A 17,742-nucleotide genomic window follows, 5' to 3' on the forward strand; every position below is an offset into this window, starting at 1 on the left:
CTTATTCGGCGGCCGCCGGTACCGGCGGGCCGATGTCGCTGCGCCGTTCCCAAAGATGGGAGATGACAGCCACAATGACGGCGACGAGCATCGCAAAGGCGCCAACAAGCGACAGGCTGCGATAGCCGTAGCCGGCATTGAGCATGGCGGCACCCAGCGATGCGGCCAGCGCGATGCCGATATTGAAGCCGGACGGGATGAGCGAGGCGGCGAGGTTGGAGGCGTCGGCCGTCCAGGCCAGGATGCGGGTCTGGATCGGCGTGCCGATGGCGAAGTTGAGGCCGCCCCAGACGATGATCGCGACGACCATCGGCACGGGATAGGGGCTGACGGCATAGATGATGGTCAGCGTCACCGCCTGCAGGGCAAGCATGGTGATCAGCGACGGCATCAGTTTCCAGTCGGACAGTTTGCCGCCCAGGAAGACGCCAAGCGTGGCGCCGACGCCGTTGAGCAGCAGCACCCAGGGCACCAGGTTTTCGTCGAGCCCGGTGACCTCCAGCAGCGTCGGGGTGATGTAGGTGAACAGGCAGAACTGGCCGAGCATCAGCATCAGCATCAGGATCAGCGAAGTCCAGACCTGCTGGCGCGCCAGGACGCGGACCTCGCTGGCAAGGCTCGCCGACCTGGCCTGATATCCGGTGGTGCGCGGCAGCAAGGCCGCCATGGCGAGCGTTGCCGCCACGCCCAGCGCGCACATCACCCAGAAGGTCGCGCGCCAGCCCCAGATGTTGCCAATGGCGGTGCCGGCCGGCACGCCGATGACGTTGGAGACGGTGAGACCCGACAGGATGACGGCGACCGCCATGCCGCGCTGATCCTCGCGCACAAGGCCGACGGCGACCACCATGGCGACGCCGAAATAGGCGCCATGCGCGACAGCCACGGCAATGCGCAGCAACAGCATCGAGGTGAAGTCGGGTGCCAGCGCGCAGGCCGCCTGACCGAGGGTGAAGACGACGGCGAGGCCAAGCAGCAAGGTCTTGCGCGATAGGCTCTTGGTGGCAAGCGCCAGCAGCGGCCCGCCGATGGCGATGCCGCAGGCATAGCCGGAGACGAGGTAGCCGGCGGAAGGAACCGAAACGCCTAGCCCCTGCGCCACCTGCGGCAGCACGCCGGCGATGACGAATTCGGTGGTGCCGAAAGCGAAGGCGGCGATGAACAGGGCGATGAGCGGCAGCGACATGAAAAGGAACCCCCGAATGCAGGGCTCAAACCATGGATGGCCTTGGCAGGCAATCCAGAAATTTTTGTCGCCGGTTTAGGTTTTCTTGACGGGACCGATCGATCGCAAGCCCTTCAAGTCACGGATTTGCGTCCGTAAGGAATCTTCAGCCATGCCCGCTCATGAAAATAATAGAGCAGCGACTTGGTGAAGACCTCCGTCACCCCGATGGCGGCCGCAAGCTTGATGCTTCCGGTCACCACCAGCGAGATGATCATCGTATCGATGGTGCCGGTCACGCGCCAGGAAAGCGCCTTGGCGAAACTGCGCGAATGGGTATCCATCGATTTCCTCCCGGTGGAAACGGATGCTTAGCCGACGGATGGCTGGATAAGCAAAGGCTAAATTTGGCGCTCTTTCCCGAATGATGGAAGCGTGTTCCAAATCGGTGCGATTGCAGGAAGCTTCCGCCAGTCAGCTCGCCTTCAGCCGCGATCCCGTGAGCAGGCCGCGCTCTTCCAGAACCGGGTAGGCCATCGAGGCCAGCAGCGAGTTGATCTGCTTCAGGTCGCGGATGGTGTCGAGGTGGATCGAGCTGGTTTCGACGCTTTTGGCGGTGCCTTCGCGCAGGCGCATAAAATGGCTGGCGCTGGTTTCCTTCTCGCGGTCGCGCAGCCGGTCCTTTTCCAGCACGAGCTGGCGCGCGGTTTCGGGATCGCGCGAGACCAGGACGTTGAAGGCGAGCCGGGCATTGGCCAACACCGAGCCATGGAAGGCGCACAATTCGCTCCAGCCTTCGTCGGTGAATTCCAGCCCGCGGTCGAATTTCTTCTTCACATGCACCAGCATGTTGCGCACGATGATGTCGCCGACCTGCTCGAGCTTGACGCAGGCGCCGATCAGCTCCTGGCAGCGCAGCGCCTCGTCTTCGGTCATCGGATTCCTGGTGACCTTGGCGAGGTAGAGCTTTATGGCCGCGTGCCTGCGGTCGACACGGTCGTCGAGGGCCGCCAGCGCCTTGATCTTGTCCGATTCTGCGTCCTCGTAGAGTTCGATGATGCGCTTGAGCATGATCTCGACCGTCTCGCAGACACGCACCACCTCGCGTGTGGCGTTGGCCAGGGCCTGGCTCGGCACATCGATCGCGCTTTCGTTGAGCGCCGACAGTTCGACGACGTCGAGCGCAGCGGCCGGCGCCGGCTTGGCGCCGAGCGCCACGATCCTTTCGGAGGTTCGGTAGACCAGACCGGCCAGCGGCAGGCCGGCGAGCAGGATGACCACGTTGAACAGGATATGGGCGTTGACGATCTGATCGGCCGCCGTCGGGCCGAGGAAGGCAACATGCGGCCGGAAGATCATGAACAGGATCAGCATGACCAGCGAACCCAGCCCGCGCATCAAAAGGTTGCCGACCGGCACGACGCGCACTTCGGGACTGGCCGAGCGTGTCAGCATCGGCGCGATCAGCGACGAACCGAGATTGACGCCGAGGATGAGGACAAGGCCGAGTTCAGGGCTGATCAGCCCACGGCCGGCCAGCGTCGCCATCAACAGCACCGCCGCGATGCTCGACTGGAACAGCCAGGTGATCATTGCCGCCAGCAGGTACGCGGTGATGGAATCGGTGGAGAAGTAATTGAGGATGACCGGCAGCAGCTGGCTGTTGCGCAGCGGCTCGGACGCCTGGCCGATCATTTCGAGGGACAGGATCAGGAGGCCGATGCCGACCAGGATGCGGCCGGTCTGGCGCCAGTCGCGCCGCTCCGTGGCCATGAACATCACCGTGCCGGCAATGAGGCAGAGCGGCACCAGCAGCGTGAGGTCGAAGGTCAGCAGCTTGACCACCAGAGCCGAGCCGATCTCGGCGCCACGCACGGCCAACTGACCGGCGGCGCCCGAGACGATGCCTGAACCGGCGAAGGAGCCGACCAGCAAGGTGACGGCGGTGGAGCTTTGCAGCGCGATCGCAAGGCCGGTGCCGGCCAGCACCGCCATGATCGGATTGCGCATGGTGGCGCGCAGGCGATGACGCAGCACGTCGCCATAGGCCCGTTCGACGCCGGTCTTGACCATGCGGGTGGCAAACAGCATCAGCGCCACCGCGCCGGCCAGGTGCAGAAGGACGACCGAGCCGCTCATCGCGGCGCCTGCATGGCGGCATGGCGCGCGCGGCGGGCAGCATGGCGACCGGTGGTTAAAGCGAGGGTACGAATCATGGTCATGGCAGCCTTGGAATATAGCCGGAATATTTTAGCCGGGTAATAAAAATTTGTCGATTTCAAGGGCTCGCCGCGAGGCGACGGCCGGTGTCGGAAAATGGACTGGCCCGCAAATGGTTGCACGGGCTTGAGCCGTGGATCGGCCGGACCTGCGAGGGTGTGGGCGCCACTGCTTGCGATGATGTTCAAATCTTCTGGATAAGCGGCGGGATTCATTACACAATTGTAATGCTGGCGTTCAGTTTCGGTTCATCCCCTGGCCGCTATTCCTCTGGCATCGGCAACCAAGGAGACTTCCGATGAAACGCATTGTTCTTTCCGCTCTGGCTTTCTCGATGCTGGCCGCCACCTCGCTCACCGGCCAGGCAGCGCCGATGAACGCTCCGGTCGCGCCGCAGTCGAACTACACCAAGGTCGATTGGCAGAGGCCCGGCGACCACAGGGATATGAAAAAGCGTGTGTTCAAGAAGAAGGTCGTGGTGAAGCGGAACAACTGGCGCAATGGCCAGAAATATTCCGGCTGGAGGCAGCACCGGCCGATCCGCGACTATGGCCGCTACGGCCTGCACCGTCCCGGCCGCGGCCAGGAGTGGATCCGCGTCGGCAACGACTATGTGCTGGTCGGCATCCTCTCCGGCGTCATCTTCGGTGCGCTTGCCGCGCAGTGAGTTCCGACTGGTGTCGGACTGAAAAAGAAAGGCGGTCCGCAATGGCCGCCTTTCTATCTGGCCTGTGGAAACCGGGCATCGTCCGCATTAGGGGTCGTCTGAAATCGCGGGCATGATTATATGGTGGGGAAACGAGTTCCCTAATGCGCTTTCCACCCGCCTTTCTCGACGAGATCCGCGACCGCGTGCCGATTTCATCGGTTATCGGCCTGCGCGTCGCGTGGGATCGCAAGAAGACCAATGCCTCGCGTGGCGATTATTGGGCGTGCTGCCCGTTTCATGGCGAAAAGAGCCCGTCTTTCCACTGCGAGGACAAGAAGGGGCGTTACCACTGTTTCGGCTGCTCGGTCTCGGGCGACCATTTCAAGTTCCTCACCGAACTCGAGGGACTGAGCTTTCCCGAGGCGGTCGAGAAGATCGCCGACATGGCCGGCGTGCCGATGCCGGTTCGCGATGCGCAGGAAGAACGGCGCGAGAAGGAACGCGCCAGCCTGACCGACGTCATGGAAATGGCGACCGTCTTCTTCCAGGAGCGCCTGCAAGGGCCTGAAGGCGCCAAAGCCCGCGCCTATCTGCGCGACCGTGGGCTGACGCCCGCGACGCAGCAGTCGTTCCGGCTCGGCTTCGCGCCCGACAGCCGCAATGCGCTGAAGGAACATCTGGCGGCCAAGGGCGTGCCGAAGGCCGATATCGAGGCCTGCGGGCTGGTGCGCCATGGCGACGATATCCCGGTCTCCTATGACTGGTTCCGCGACCGCATCATGTTTCCGATCCCGGATTCGCGCGGCAAGATCATCGCCTTCGGTGGCCGCGCGCTGGCGCCCGACGCGCTCGCCAAATACATGAACTCGCCCGACACCGAGCTCTTCCACAAGGGCAATGTCCTCTACAATTTCGCCCGCGCCCGCAAGGCATTGGCGAAAGGCGGTACGGTCATCGCCGTCGAGGGCTACATGGACGTGATCGCGTTGGCGCAGGCCGGCTTCGACAATGTCGTGGCGCCGCTCGGCACCGCGCTTACCGAAAACCAGCTCGAATTGTTGTGGCGCATGGCGCCGGAGCCGATGCTGTGCTTCGACGGCGACAAGGCCGGGCTGAAGGCGGCGTGGCGGGCCGCCGACATGGCGCTTCCGTCGGTACAGGCCGGACGCTCGGCGCGCTTCGCGCTGCTGCCGGAAGGCAAGGATCCCGACGACCTGATCAAGGCCGAGGGGCCGGATGCCTTCCGCGCCGTGCTGGCCGATGCGCGGCCGCTGGTCGACCTCCTGTGGATGCGGGAGACGGCGGGCGGCGTCTTCGACACGCCGGAGCGGCGGGCGGAATTGGGACAGACGCTGCGGGAACTCAGCAGCCGCATCCGCGACGAAAGCACGCGCTACCACTACCAGCAGGAAATGCGCGAACGGGTGCAGAGCTTCTTCGGCTCCCAGCGCAATGCGCGCCAAGGCCGCCAGGACTGGAAACCGGGGCAGGGCAAGGCAGCCGCACCCGGTGGCCAATTCGCCAAGCCTGGCGGCGGCCGCATGGCGATCACCGAAAGCCTCGGCCAGTCGGCGCTGGTCAAGCGCGGCAGCGAAGGGATGTCGGTGCGCGAGGCGACGATCATCGTCGCCTTGATCAACCATCCGGCGCTGATCGACGAGAACTTCGCTCATGTCGAGTTCCTCGATCTCGCCAATTCCGATCTGACCCGGCTGCATGCCGCCATCCTCGACGCGATGGCGCATGACATGGCCAACGACCGCCACGCCGTGGTGGCGACGATCGAGCGCGCCGGCTGCGCCGAGATCTGGGAGCGCGCCGTCGGCCTGATCAAGCGGGCGCGGCAATGGCCGGCGCTGGAGACGGCGGCGCTCGAGGATGCCCGCGACGCCCTGAACCAGGCGTTGCACTTGCAGCGCAGCGCGCGCACCTTACATAAGGAACTGAAACAGGCGGAAGCGGCGCTGGAGGCGGACCCTTCGGACGAAAATTTCCGCCATCTGATCGAAATTCAGGCGCAGTTTCAGGATGTACAAGCGACGGAAGCGCTGATCGAAGGATTTGGCGTTTCGTCGGGCAGGGCTGGGCGAGCCTAAGTGCAGCTGAGTGCAGGAATGAAGGCGCGGCCGCGCTCCCCTTGGGGGCGCGGTGCGCTAAGTCGGGTAATTGATTCGCTTTTTTCATGCGAATCATGCCAGAGGCGCTTGACCTTCGGACAGAATGACGGAATCAGGACGATTCGAAACGTTAACCCGCACCCGCGTCGACGGGAAACAAGCGATGCAAGGTACTTGGTCACTGGACAGGCGGCCCGCCTGCCACAGATATCAGGGTTAATCTGGACTTAATGTATGCCGCCCAAGAGTGAAACCCGGTTTTGGGGCAACGGCATGCACCAAACAAAAGAGTGGATGCAGTTTGTGGGCCGGGTAAGGCGCGTTTAGAAAAACGGGCGTATCCGATTTGACTGGTCCGACAGCTTACGCGGCCCCGATGGCCGGCCGCTAGGAGAAGATAAAGACTATGGCGACAAAGGAAAAGGAAGAGGTCGAGACCGAACGCGAAGGCGCCACCGATGGGCCTCTGCTCGACCTTTCCGATGATGCTGTCAAGAAGATGATCAAGGCCGCCAAGAAGCGCGGCTATGTCACCATGGACGAGCTGAATTCGGTGCTGCCTTCCGAGGAAGTGACCTCCGAGCAGATCGAGGACACGATGGCGATGCTGTCCGACATGGGCATCAACGTCGTCGAGGATGACGAACAGGGCGAAGAGGCCGAGGCCGGCGACACCGCCGCCGATGCCGAGGAAGACGCCAACGAGCTGGCCGAGCAGACCGGCACCGCGGTCGCCGCCACCACCACCAAGAAAGAGCCGACCGACCGCACCGACGATCCGGTGCGCATGTATTTGCGCGAGATGGGCTCGGTCGAGCTTCTGTCGCGCGAAGGCGAAATCGCCATCGCCAAGCGCATCGAGGCCGGGCGCGAGACGATGATTGCGGGCCTGTGCGAAAGCCCGCTGACCTTCCAGGCCATCATCATCTGGCGCGACGAGCTCAACGAATCCAAGATCCTGCTGCGCGAGATCATCGACCTCGAAGCCACCTATGCCGGCCCCGAAGCCAAGCAGGCGCCGGTGGTCGAACGCGTCGAGGAAGCACCCAAGGTCGAGGAAAAGTCGCGTCGCGGACGCGATGACGAAGACGACATCACCAATGTCGGCGCCGACACGCGCGGCATCGGCGATGATGACGAGGAAGACGAGGACGAGGCGAGCCTGTCGCTGGCGGCGATGGAAGCGGAACTCCGCCCTCAGGTGATGGAGACGCTCGACGTCATCGCCGACACTTACAAGAAGCTCAGGAAGCTGCAGGACCAGCAGGTCGAGAACCGTCTGGCCGCCGCCGGCACGCTGTCGCCCTCCCAGGACCGCCGGCTGAAGGAGCTGAAGGACCAGCTGATCAAGGCGGTGAAGTCGCTGTCGCTCAACACGGCGCGTATCGAGGCGCTGGTCGAGCAGCTCTACGACATCAACAAGCGGCTGGTGCAGAACGAGGGCAAGCTGTTGCGCCTGGCCGAAAGCTATGGCGTGCGCCGCGAGGAATTCCTGAAGGAATATCAGGGCTCGGAACTCGACCCCAACTGGACGCGTTCGATCGCCAACCTGACCTCGCGCGGCTGGAAGGAATTCACCAAGAACGAGAAGGACGCGATCAAGGATTTGCGCGCCGAGATCCAGAATCTGGCCACGGAAACGGCCATTTCGATCCTGGAATTCCGAAAGATCGTCAACCAGGTGCAGAAGGGCGAGCGCGAAGCCGCGATCGCCAAGAAGGAAATGGTCGAGGCCAATCTGCGCCTCGTCATCTCCATCGCCAAGAAATACACCAATCGTGGCCTGCAGTTCCTCGACCTGATCCAGGAAGGCAATATCGGCCTGATGAAGGCCGTCGACAAATTCGAGTACCGCCGCGGCTACAAGTTCTCGACCTACGCGACATGGTGGATCAGGCAGGCGATCACGCGTTCGATCGCCGACCAGGCGCGCACCATCCGCATTCCGGTGCACATGATCGAGACGATCAACAAGATCGTGCGCACCTCGCGCCAGATGTTGCACGAGATCGGCCGCGAGCCGACGCCGGAGGAACTGGCCGAGAAGCTCGCCATGCCGCTCGAAAAAGTGCGCAAGGTCTTGAAGATCGCCAAGGAGCCGATCTCGCTCGAAACGCCTGTGGGCGACGAGGAGGATTCGCATCTGGGCGATTTCATCGAGGACAAGATGGCGATCCTGCCGATCGACGCGGCGATCCAGGCCAATCTGCGCGAGACCACCACGCGCGTTCTGGCTTCGCTCACCCCGCGCGAGGAGCGCGTGTTGCGCATGCGCTTCGGCATCGGCATGAACACCGACCACACGCTGGAAGAGGTCGGCCAGCAGTTCTCGGTCACCCGCGAGCGTATCCGCCAGATCGAAGCCAAGGCGCTGCGCAAGCTCAAGCACCCGAGCCGCTCGCGCAAGCTGCGCAGCTTCCTCGATAGCTGAGTTCATTTTTGTCGCGAACAGTTAAGGGCGCCGATCGGCGCCCTTTTTCGTTTCGGGCGTCAAAGCAACGGCACGTTCAGCCGCGCGCCCTTGACGGTGATGCCGCCCCGGTTGCCGATCTCTATCGAGCCATAGCGCTGCCGGAAGCAGTCCGGCAGCGGACGGTCGCCGGGGACCGACAGCCACAGGCGCAGCATATGGCGCTGCTTGTCGGGATCCGGCCAATCGCGAAAGCCCATGCGATCGTGAAGCAGCGAATGATTGTAGACAAACTGCATGTCGCCGGGCTGGAGCCGCATAGACAGGTTCAGCCTGACATCATTGGCAAGGCTGTCGAAAAGATCCAGCGCCTCGACATGGGCTGGAGTGAGGCGCATGGCATCGGGGAAGCGCTGCGCGCTGTCGATGTACTGACGCTGATAGATGCCGGTCAGCAGTCCGGCATGCCAGTTGAGCACCGGGATTTCGAAGTAGGGCTTTTCGCCTTCCGGGATCTCGCCGCGCCGGTCGGTGGCAATCGGATCGAACAGCAGGGGAACCAGATCGGGCCGTCTCTTGCGCATCTCGTTGTAGATCGTCACCGTGCTCACCAGCAGGGACTCGCCGCCCTGCATGGCATCGCGCAGGCAGAGCAGGCCGACGACATCGGCCGAATCGGTGTGAAATGTCTGGCGTTCCGACGTCTGGTAGATGCGTGTCCTGGGGTCCCTGGCGTCGGCGCCGATGTCGCGGACATGGCCGAGTATATGGCCCTGGGCATTCTGGGACCGAGCGCTTCCCAGATGGGCGCCAACCCCGCGGAAGATCGTTGCCGTCATCTCGGCGGAATATCTCTCGACCGGGAGACCGCGCAGCACCTCGAAGCCAATTCCGGCAATCAGTTTTTCGCGAAGCGCGGCAAGGTGGCCGGCAAGCCGGGGCAAGGGGAAATGAGCCTTGGTCAGACTGCCGATATCGTGCGAGCCGGCGAGAAAGCCGGTTGCGGCAGCTTCCAACTCCGCGACGTCCTCTGGCTCCAGGTCGACCAGCCATTTTTCAGGATGCTTCGCCATGTCCTCGCCGATCCAGGCGGCGGGAATTTCGATCTGTTCCGGCGGCAGCTCTGATGTCTCGCGCATGAAGCTCTCCTGCGGCTGGGTTGGCCCGGATGGGGTATTGCCGGCCTGGGGGCCACGACGGAGATTGCCGCAATCAGGCGGGTTTTTAAACCGGCTTTACCTGACCGCCGCCGGCTGATTTGCGGTTGATGCCTGCGAGCGCCTTTGTTGCGTCGGCTGGCGTGAGGTCGCACTCACTCGGCATTGGGTTCCCGCGCGGTAGCGCTTGCAGGACGTCGGCAGCGGGAGGATACTCCGGCGTCGGATGCATTTTCGGGCGACAACCCCGGAAGCCAGCCCCGGTCGAGGCCATGTCGACAAACCAATGGCCTGAGTGCCGTGCTCCGCGGCCCCGGAGAGAGGCCTACCATGACGACCTACATCATGCTGATGAACTGGACCGAGCACGGTGCCAAGAACGTGCGCGACTCGCCCAAGCGCCTCGACGCCGTCAGGAAGCAACTGGGCGAGATGGGAGGATCGTTCAAGTCGTTCTACCTGACCATGGGCGAATTCGATATGGTGGCGGTGGTCGAGGCGCCCGACGATGCGGTGCTGGCGCGTTTCGCGCTGATGCTGGCCGCGGGCGGCAATATCAGGTCGCAGACGATGAAGGCTTTCCCGGAGCTCGCTTACCGCGAGATCATCTCGTCGCTTGGATGATAGTATCCGCCTTGCGCAAACAGGTCGGCACGGCCAATCCCGCATCGGTCCATTGCGCGGCGATTGACGGACGCCTGACAATCAAGAAGGACAAGGCCGGCAACGGGTTTTGCCACCTGCCCAACGGGCGCCTCTGTGAAGAGTGGGCGCTGTTTCGCGACAACAGACGCGTCGGGCCGTCATGCATCGGAACTGAGGCGCGGACTTCCGTTGGGCGATCTCGCAAACCGTGCCTGGCGGTGTGGTCGATGACATGGCGTGCCACCATGATAGGGTAAGCCATGACCCATTCCCATTCGCATCTTTGGCCTGGCGTACCGCTTGCCCTCGGCTCTGCCGTCTTGTTCGGCGCGACGCCGCCCCTGTCCAAGCTGCTGCTCGACAGCGTCAATCCGTTCATGCTTGCGGGCCTGCTATATCTCGGCGCGGGCCTTGGCCTTGCCCTCTATCGCCTGTTGCGCGACCGGCAAGCCAATGCCGGCGAGGCGCGACTGGCCGCCGAGGATATTCCATGGCTTGCACTGGCCATCGGCATGGGCGGCATTGTTGGACCGGTCCTGCTGATGTTCGGCCTCATCCTCAACACGGCATCCAGTTCGGCATTGCTGCTCAACCTCGAAGGGCTGGCAACGATGGCGATCGCCTGGCTCGTCTATCGCGAAAATGTCGACCGGCACCTGCTTTTCGGTGCCTTTGCCATTCTCACTGGCGCTGTTTTGCTTTCGTGGCAAGGTAATGGCGTCACTTTCAACCTTGGCGCGTTGCTGGTCGCGGGGGCGTGCCTGGCATGGGGACTGGACAACAATTTCACGCGCCGAATATCGGCCACAGACCCGGTGGTGATCGCCATGCTGAAGGGGCTCGTGGCCGGTACCGTCAATGTCGGCCTGGCATTGATCGGCGGCGCCTCGCTTCCCGCCGCGCCGATTGTCGCCTCGGCGGCGGCTGTCGGTTTCTTCGGCATCGGCGTCAGCCTGGTGATGTTCATCCTTGCGTTGCGCCATCTCGGAACGGCGCGCACCGGAGCCTATTATTCGCTGGCGCCGTTCATCGGTGCCTTGCTGGCCATCGTCATGCTCGGCGATGCCGTGACGCTGAAGCTGGCGATTGCAGGGTTGCTGATGGGCGTCGGGCTCTGGTTGCATCTGTCGGAACGCCTCGATCACGAGCATGAGCACCAGGCGCTGGAGCATGAGCACAGCCATGTGCATGACGAGCACCACCAGCATCATCATGACGGGCCGGTGACGGAGCCGCATTCGCACTTGCACCGGCATGCGCCGCTGCGCCACAAGCATCCGCATTATCCCGATCTGCACCACCGGCACGATCACGGCTGACACATGTCCAGGCCCGTGCTGACCGTCTGGTACAACACGCGCTGCCCCGTCTGCGATGCCGGCATCGGTCGGCAGAAGCGGCGGCTGGTCGAGGCGGTCAAGGCCGGTCGGATCGAATTCCGCGACATCAACCTGGAGCCAGATGCGCTGTCGTCGCGTGGCATCGCGCTGGAGGACATCCGCCGCCGGTTGCATGCGACCGACGCCCAGGGCAGGCTGCTGGTCGGTGCAGACGTGGCGATCGCGGTCTGGCTGACAACGCCTGGCGAGGGATGGCTGGCGCGCCTGTTCGGCAATCGGCTCATGCTGCCGCCGACCCGCATTGCCTACGATCGCTTCGCCGATCTGCTGTACGGCTGGAATCGGCGCAAGGGCCGCTGGTAGCCCATTCACACACCATCCATTCCTGCCGCGCCTGACGCCTCGACGCCACCCCTTGGTTCAGATACATCGTAAGATATATCTTGACTCACCGACAGGGTGTTCCTAATTAAGATATATCGTGAGATAGAACTCAAGGAGCAATCAATGCACAAGCACAATTTTGGGCACAATCATTCCGACCGTCATCATTTCGGCGAGCGCATGTTCATGCACATGGCCGGCAAGTTCGGTGGTAGGGGGGGCGGCGGCTTCGGTCCGTTCGGGGGCAGGGGCGGCGGCGGCCGCGGTGGACCTGGCGACTTCTTTCGCGCCGGGCGCATGCTGGCCGACGGCGACCTCAAGCTGATCACGCTGTCGCTGCTGGCCGAGGCGCCGCGTCACGGCTACGACATCATCAAGGCGCTGGAAGAGCGCACCAGCGGCATCTACACCCCGAGCCCGGGCGTGGTCTACCCGACGCTGACCTTCCTGGAAGAGGCTGGCTATGCCGTGTCGTCGAGCGAAGGCAACAAGAAGGTGTTCTCGATCACCGAGGCCGGGCAGGCGCATCTGGCCGACAATCGCGAGATGATCGACGGCGTGCTCGATCATCTCGAGCGGTTCGGCCGCAAGATGGCCAAGGCGCGCGACTGGTTCGGCTGGAACGACGACGGCGAGGATCGTCGCGGCGGCCGGGGTGGACGTGGCGAGCGCTCCGAAACGCGCGACGAATTCCGCGCCATCCGCCACCGGCTGCGCGCGGCACTCGGCGAGATCGTCGATGCCCCGGCCGAAAAGCAGGCCGAAGCGATCGCCATTCTGGAAGCCGCCGCCGAAGCGCTGGAAGCGCTGACACATCGCTGAGCCCACGATGCGGCGCGTCTCCTGAAGCGCGAAAGCTCAACAAAAAGCCCGGGGAGATCCGGGCTTTTCTCGTCAGGGCAGGTCGGCATCATTCCTTGCCGACATATTCACTGATCAGCTTCTCGTGCGCGCCTTCTCGATCTTGGCGGTCCCGGCGGAGATGCGCTCGTCGGTGCGGTACTTGACTAGATTCACGAGGCTGCCGGTGAGCAGCAGGATGCCGATGGCCCAGTAGCCGATAGCAGGAATGAACCTCGTTCAAGACCTTTTGAACACTGTTCACGATAACCTGGATGTGGTAAACGAAGCGGCGTCGGGTCGAAAACAGCAGGTCATCTGCAAGGCGCGCTCATTCAGAAGGAAAGCATGGCACTCGACAAGGAAGAGACGGGCGAGCGGGTGCTGGCCATTGCCGAAGCGCTGCTCAACGAGGGCGGCATGGACAATCTGAAGGCCAGGACCATTGCCGAACAGGCGGGCATCTCGGTCGGCTCGGTCTACAACCTGTTTTCCGATCTGGACGGGGTGCACCGCGCCGTCAACATGCGCCTGCTCGACCGGCTGGGGATCGCGGGCGCCGCGGCGATGGCCGAGCTTGCCAGGCGTGGCATCACCGACGTGCGCCAACGGCTGATGGCACTAGCAGGCGCCTATGTTCGTTTCGTCGAGGCGCATCCCGGCAGCTGGCCGGCGCTGCTTGCCTTCAACAGGCGGCGTCCGGTGCTGACCGAGCCCGACGTCTACGAGGCGCGTCTCGACCAGCTGTTCGAGATCATCGCCAGCGTGCTTGCCGATGGCGGCTTCGATCTCGACGAGGACACGCGCCGGATCGCCGCGCGAACCCTCTGGTCAAGCGTACATGGCATCGTCACCAGCGGCTATGCGGCCAGGTCCGACCGCCGCAAGACCGATGAGATCGGCCAGCAGATCGAGCTCCTGGTCTCCGTCTTCATCAGGGGACTGGAACGCGGCGGCACATTCGCGCATGCTGGAGGGACAACGTCGTGAATCGCACGCGAACCGCGATCGCCGGCGACAGGGAGATTTGAGCGATGTCTTTTCTGAAGCGTCTTTTCGGCGGTGGCGGCGAAGCGGCCGAGCCCGGCAGTGCCGCACCGGCCAAGCAGGTCGAGCACAAGGGCTTCACGATCAGCGCCACGCCCTACAAGGCTGATGGCCAGTACCAGACCTGCGGCGTCGTCTCCAAGGAAGTCGACGGCGTGGTGAAGGAGCACAAATTCATCCGCGCCGACCGTTTCGCCGGGCTGGACGACGCCGTCGACATCTCGATCAAGAAAGGCATCCAGCTCGTCGACGAACAGGGCGAGCGGATTTTCGGCTAGGGCATGCCGTTCCCGAAGCGAGCCTGGGGTGCGCGTAAGAGGACCGAAACCCTCGAGCACCGCGGTCGAAGCGCTCGAGGTCTTACGTCAGCCGGTTTGCATCCAGACGGATATTATCCACGCTTGTGGATGACGCCGTAAAGCACGTTGCGGTTCTCGCCGAAGTAGACCTGCGCGTCGACTGCGTTGCGGTCGACGCTGGCGTTGATGATGTTCCACATGTCGACCTCCGACCGCAGCAGCAGCACCCAGTCCATGAATGTTTCCCGGTAGCCGGCGTCAGGAGTGCCCTCGGCGTAGTTGGCGAACAGGAAGGTCCCGTTCGGCTTCAGCATCTGCAGGCAGGTCTTGGTGAGTTTCACGGCGACGTTGTGCTGGAGGTAGTCGTAAAGGCCGGAGGCATAGATGAGGTCGAACTTGCCGAGCTTGTGGCCTCTGGTGAGCACAGTGCGCACCGAGCCGTCGATGGCCTCGACCGCGGTGCCCTGGAAGTCGCGCGCGATCAGTCCGACGCTCTGGGGATCCTGGTCGAGCGCGACCCAGCGCTTGAGGCCGCCCTCGGCCAATGCGGCCGAACGGTTCGCCTCGCGCAGATGGCCGGCAGCGATCGCCAGGACTTCCGTTTCGGGCCCGTTCCTGGCCGCGGTTTCATCGACATAGCGGGTCAGCAGATCGCGGCGCTCGCGTGCGGCGACGCATGACGGAACGTTCTGGGTGTGGCTGTAAAGCGCCTTGCCGACCTCCGAGGCGCTTGCGACGCTCTCGGCAACATGCGGGTCGCAATAGATGTAGTCGAGCAACTGCGCGTCGCCGGAATAACCCCTGGGCTTGGTGAAGGACCAATGTGTCAGCGGATCCTCCAGAAAGTACCTCTGGATCGGGTGGTTCTGCGCCACCGGTATCAAGGCCTGCCAAACGTCGGGATGGACCTTGGCGCGCAGCGCGTTGAGAAGCGACAGCAGGCGGCGGACGATCTCGGCGGGAAATTTTTGCTGCTCGACCTGTTGCTGTGTGGCGTGGAGGATGAGCGCCAGCTCCGCGCGAGCGGTTTCGAACGCTTCGCCATGATGCTCGGGCTTTCCTCGACGGAGACCACCGGCGATCGCTTCAGCAGTAATCAGACTCTGGCCGTCAAAGACAGTTTGCACACCAAGGCTCCATAGTTAACAGTCAGTTAACTTATTGCGTAGAATACTCGATTTGCCAACGGCGGCTCCGTTGCATTCTATCGATATGATTAATTTCCCGCTAACCATATCAATTCTTTGGGGTTTTTGAGGGCGGGATTCCGGGTTCGAGTTAACGGAAACTTGTCCTGCGTCATTGCATTTGATCGCGCGGCAAGTCGTGTCGCGCCAAGGAGTCGGTCTGCGTTGGGGGCAGAAGCTGGAAAAGAGTTCGGAACGCGAAATGTCCTTCAGTCGGGATTTGTCGTGAACGAACGCGCGTCATCCGCAGTGGCCGATGCGGTGGATGCGGAACCGCCGCGCCAGGAACTGGGGGCGGCCGAACTTCGAACCCTTTACCGCACGGAAGCCCAGGCGAAGCGAAGGAAGGAAGCCAGGCCAGGCCTCTGGATCGCCGTCGTCATCTACGTCTTGTTTTCGGTATCGGATCTGCTGCTGATACCCGACGTGGCCGCCCTTACAATCACGGCCCGCTTCGCTGTCGGACTGACTGCACTGTTGGTCCTGGAAGCACAGCTTCGCAGGGGAGCCGCCACCGACTGGCTTGACGTAACCTGCGCCGCGGCCATCATCTTTGGCTATATCGGCTGGCTTTGCCCCGCGTCCATGGGCGCGAACAAGGAAAGCGTCGCCTATTATATGGTCTTTGGCACCATTTTCATGATGAGTGCCAATCTCTTCTTCACATTCCGCTTCAAGGTCTCGATCATAACGTCGACGATAATTTTGTGCATCTTGTATGTGGTGAACTACTTTTTACCCGCTACGCTGATATACAAGATGGTCTTCGGCACTTTCTACGTTTCGTGCTTCACATTCACGTCCTATGTTAACTGGAAGCTGAACGAAGAACGCTACAACGTCTTCCTGAACGCGCTGGAAGCCAAGATCCAGCACAAGGAGGCGACCGAGCGCGGCAAGGCCCTGCTCAGGCTGTCGCGGACGGATCCGCTGACCGGGCTGGAGAACCGGCGCGCCATCGACGAAAAACTGCGCGACTATTGGAACGACTGGCAAAAGCTTGGCCACGGTTTCGCGGCGATCCTCATCGATGTCGACTTCTTCAAGAAGTTCAACGATTGCTATGGCCATCAGGAAGGCGACCGTTGCCTGATCCAGGTCGCCGATGCGCTCAGCGACCTGATCAAGCAACATGATGGCTCCATCGGCCGCTATGGCGGCGAGGAATTCATCGTCCTGGCCCGCATGGACAAGAAGGGCGAGGTCGCGGATCTGGCGGAAGCCATTTGCCGCACGATCGAGAACCTGGCGATCGCGCATGAGTTGCGCCGGGATGGCATCTCGATCGTGACGGCGAGCGTGGGCGCGGCGTTCACCAGGAAGCAGACCGCCGCCAAGCTGGAGAAGATCATCCACGAGGCCGATCGAGCGCTCTATCTTGCAAAAGCCAGCGGCCGAAACTGTGCCCGGCTGTTCGATCCGACCGATCCCCAGAGCAGCGACGAGAGCGAGAACCTGGCGGCATTGCTGAAGATCGCCATTGGCCAGGACCTCGTTTCGCTCGTCTACCAACCCATCCAGGACGTCGCGTCGGGCGGGTTCGAGGCCGTGGAGGCGCTGATGCGCCTCAAGATGCTCGACGGCACCCTGGTTCCGCCGAGCCTGTTCATTCCCGTCGCGGAACGAACCGGCGCCATCCTCGAGCTCGGGCGCTGGGCAATAAGGACGGTGTGCGCCGAACTCCTGGCGCAGGATCACGTGCGCGTCGTCAGCGTCAACGTCTCGCCGATCCAGCTCAAGACGCCTGGCTTCGCGACGTCGGTCGCGACCATTCTGGGCGAGACCGGCGTGACCGGAAACAGGCTGGCCTTCGAGATCACCGAGGGGCTGGAGATGGAGATGCATTCCGACATCCTGCGCTGCATCAGCGACCTGAAGCTGCTCGGGATCAGGATCTGGCTCGATGATTTCGGGACGGGCTTCGCCGGCCTTTCATGGCTTCGTCTCATCGACTTCGATACGGTCAAGATCGACCGCTCGTTTCTTCACGACTGCGGCACCCCTAAGGGCATGGCAATGCTGCAGGACATCATCGCGCTGGTCAGAAATCGCGGCCACAAGATTCTGGTCGAAGGGGTGGAGACCGAAGAGCAGATGGTCCTCATGCGCCAATTCGGCATAGACAAGGTCCAGGGCTTTCACGTCGGCCGTCCCGCTCCGGCCGCGAATTTCCAGACCAAGCGGGCCATTCAAAAGCGGCCGTTCACGGTTCTCAAGTCGGCGTGACCGCGAGATAGGCGTGGCTTGACCGGCCATCGCCCGTCAAGCCCGTCTGCCCTCTG

The 17,742-nt window shown here is 62.8% G+C and carries 16 protein-coding genes; 11 read left to right on the forward strand and 5 right to left on the reverse strand.

Features of this window, described 5'->3' with window-relative positions:
* Position 1: 1 nt before the first annotated feature.
* From LB555_RS22350 to LB555_RS22360, 3 genes are all read right to left on the reverse strand, one after another.
* The gene (locus LB555_RS22350; protein ID WP_224683768.1) at positions 2-1,186 is read right to left on the reverse strand and encodes an MFS transporter; all 1,185 of its coding nucleotides are present in this window, start codon (positions 1,184-1,186) and stop codon (positions 2-4) included.
* Positions 1,187-1,299: 113 nt separating this feature from the next.
* Positions 1,300-1,509 carry a DUF2061 domain-containing protein gene (locus tag LB555_RS22355; RefSeq protein WP_015316213.1) on the reverse strand — a complete coding sequence of 70 codons (210 nt, stop codon included), beginning with the start codon at positions 1,507-1,509 and terminating at the stop codon, positions 1,300-1,302.
* 130 nt (positions 1,510-1,639) lie between these two features.
* Positions 1,640-3,304, reverse strand: coding sequence for a Na/Pi cotransporter family protein (locus LB555_RS22360; RefSeq protein ID WP_224683769.1), 1,665 nt, complete (start codon positions 3,302-3,304; stop codon positions 1,640-1,642).
* A 379-nt stretch (positions 3,305-3,683) separates the two neighbouring features.
* Between LB555_RS22360 and LB555_RS22365 the strand changes: the two genes are divergently transcribed.
* From LB555_RS22365 to rpoD, 3 genes are all read left to right on the forward strand, one after another.
* On the forward strand, positions 3,684-4,052 hold the full coding sequence (locus LB555_RS22365) for an RcnB family protein (RefSeq protein ID WP_015316215.1): 369 nt from the start codon (positions 3,684-3,686) through the stop codon (positions 4,050-4,052).
* Positions 4,053-4,195: 143 nt separating this feature from the next.
* Complete coding sequence (dnaG, locus tag LB555_RS22370) at positions 4,196-6,130, forward strand: DNA primase (RefSeq protein WP_224683771.1); 1,935 nt, start codon at positions 4,196-4,198, stop codon at positions 6,128-6,130.
* Between the two features lie 427 nt (positions 6,131-6,557).
* Entirely contained in the window at positions 6,558-8,582 is a 2,025-nt protein-coding gene (gene rpoD, locus LB555_RS22375) for an RNA polymerase sigma factor RpoD (RefSeq protein WP_140713786.1), read from the forward strand.
* A gap of 59 nt (positions 8,583-8,641) precedes the next feature.
* Here the strand turns inward: rpoD and LB555_RS22380 are convergent, their stop codons facing one another.
* Positions 8,642-9,700 carry a TauD/TfdA family dioxygenase gene (locus LB555_RS22380; RefSeq protein WP_224683773.1) on the reverse strand — a complete coding sequence of 353 codons (1,059 nt, stop codon included), beginning with the start codon at positions 9,698-9,700 and terminating at the stop codon, positions 8,642-8,644.
* A 348-nt stretch (positions 9,701-10,048) separates the two neighbouring features.
* Between LB555_RS22380 and LB555_RS22385 the strand changes: the two genes are divergently transcribed.
* The 7 genes from LB555_RS22385 (at position 10,049) to LB555_RS22415 (ending at position 14,252) form a co-directional block, all read left to right on the forward strand.
* On the forward strand, positions 10,049-10,342 hold the full coding sequence (locus tag LB555_RS22385) for a GYD domain-containing protein (protein ID WP_224683775.1): 294 nt from the start codon (positions 10,049-10,051) through the stop codon (positions 10,340-10,342).
* On the forward strand, positions 10,339-10,620 hold the full coding sequence (locus tag LB555_RS22390) for a DUF333 domain-containing protein (protein WP_140721910.1): 282 nt from the start codon (positions 10,339-10,341) through the stop codon (positions 10,618-10,620). The genes LB555_RS22385 and LB555_RS22390 overlap by 4 nt, the downstream gene beginning before the upstream one ends.
* A gap of 3 nt (positions 10,621-10,623) precedes the next feature.
* Complete coding sequence (locus LB555_RS22395; protein ID WP_224683777.1) at positions 10,624-11,682, forward strand: DMT family transporter; 1,059 nt, start codon at positions 10,624-10,626, stop codon at positions 11,680-11,682.
* Between the two features lie 3 nt (positions 11,683-11,685).
* Positions 11,686-12,066: a thiol-disulfide oxidoreductase DCC family protein gene (locus LB555_RS22400; RefSeq protein ID WP_015316221.1), complete on the forward strand. Its 381-nt coding sequence runs from the start codon at positions 11,686-11,688 to the stop codon at positions 12,064-12,066.
* A 144-nt stretch (positions 12,067-12,210) separates the two neighbouring features.
* Positions 12,211-12,909: a PadR family transcriptional regulator gene (locus LB555_RS22405; RefSeq protein WP_015316222.1), complete on the forward strand. Its 699-nt coding sequence runs from the start codon at positions 12,211-12,213 to the stop codon at positions 12,907-12,909.
* A gap of 366 nt (positions 12,910-13,275) precedes the next feature.
* Entirely contained in the window at positions 13,276-13,917 is a 642-nt protein-coding gene (locus LB555_RS22410) for a TetR/AcrR family transcriptional regulator (protein ID WP_224683779.1), read from the forward strand.
* Positions 13,918-13,961: 44 nt separating this feature from the next.
* Entirely contained in the window at positions 13,962-14,252 is a 291-nt protein-coding gene (locus LB555_RS22415) for an HlyU family transcriptional regulator (RefSeq protein WP_140617800.1), read from the forward strand.
* Between the two features lie 113 nt (positions 14,253-14,365).
* On the opposite strand, the gene LB555_RS22420 is transcribed toward LB555_RS22415, so the two are convergent.
* Positions 14,366-15,400: a class I SAM-dependent methyltransferase gene (locus LB555_RS22420; protein WP_224683781.1), complete on the reverse strand. Its 1,035-nt coding sequence runs from the start codon at positions 15,398-15,400 to the stop codon at positions 14,366-14,368.
* Positions 15,401-15,685: 285 nt separating this feature from the next.
* Between LB555_RS22420 and LB555_RS22425 the strand changes: the two genes are divergently transcribed.
* The gene (locus LB555_RS22425) at positions 15,686-17,686 is read left to right on the forward strand and encodes a putative bifunctional diguanylate cyclase/phosphodiesterase (protein ID WP_051041256.1); all 2,001 of its coding nucleotides are present in this window, start codon (positions 15,686-15,688) and stop codon (positions 17,684-17,686) included.
* Positions 17,687-17,742: the final 56 nt, after the last annotated feature.

The organism is Mesorhizobium sp. BR-1-1-10 (assembly GCF_020165595.1).
Taxonomy (GTDB): Bacteria; Pseudomonadota; Alphaproteobacteria; order Rhizobiales; family Rhizobiaceae; genus Mesorhizobium; species Mesorhizobium australicum.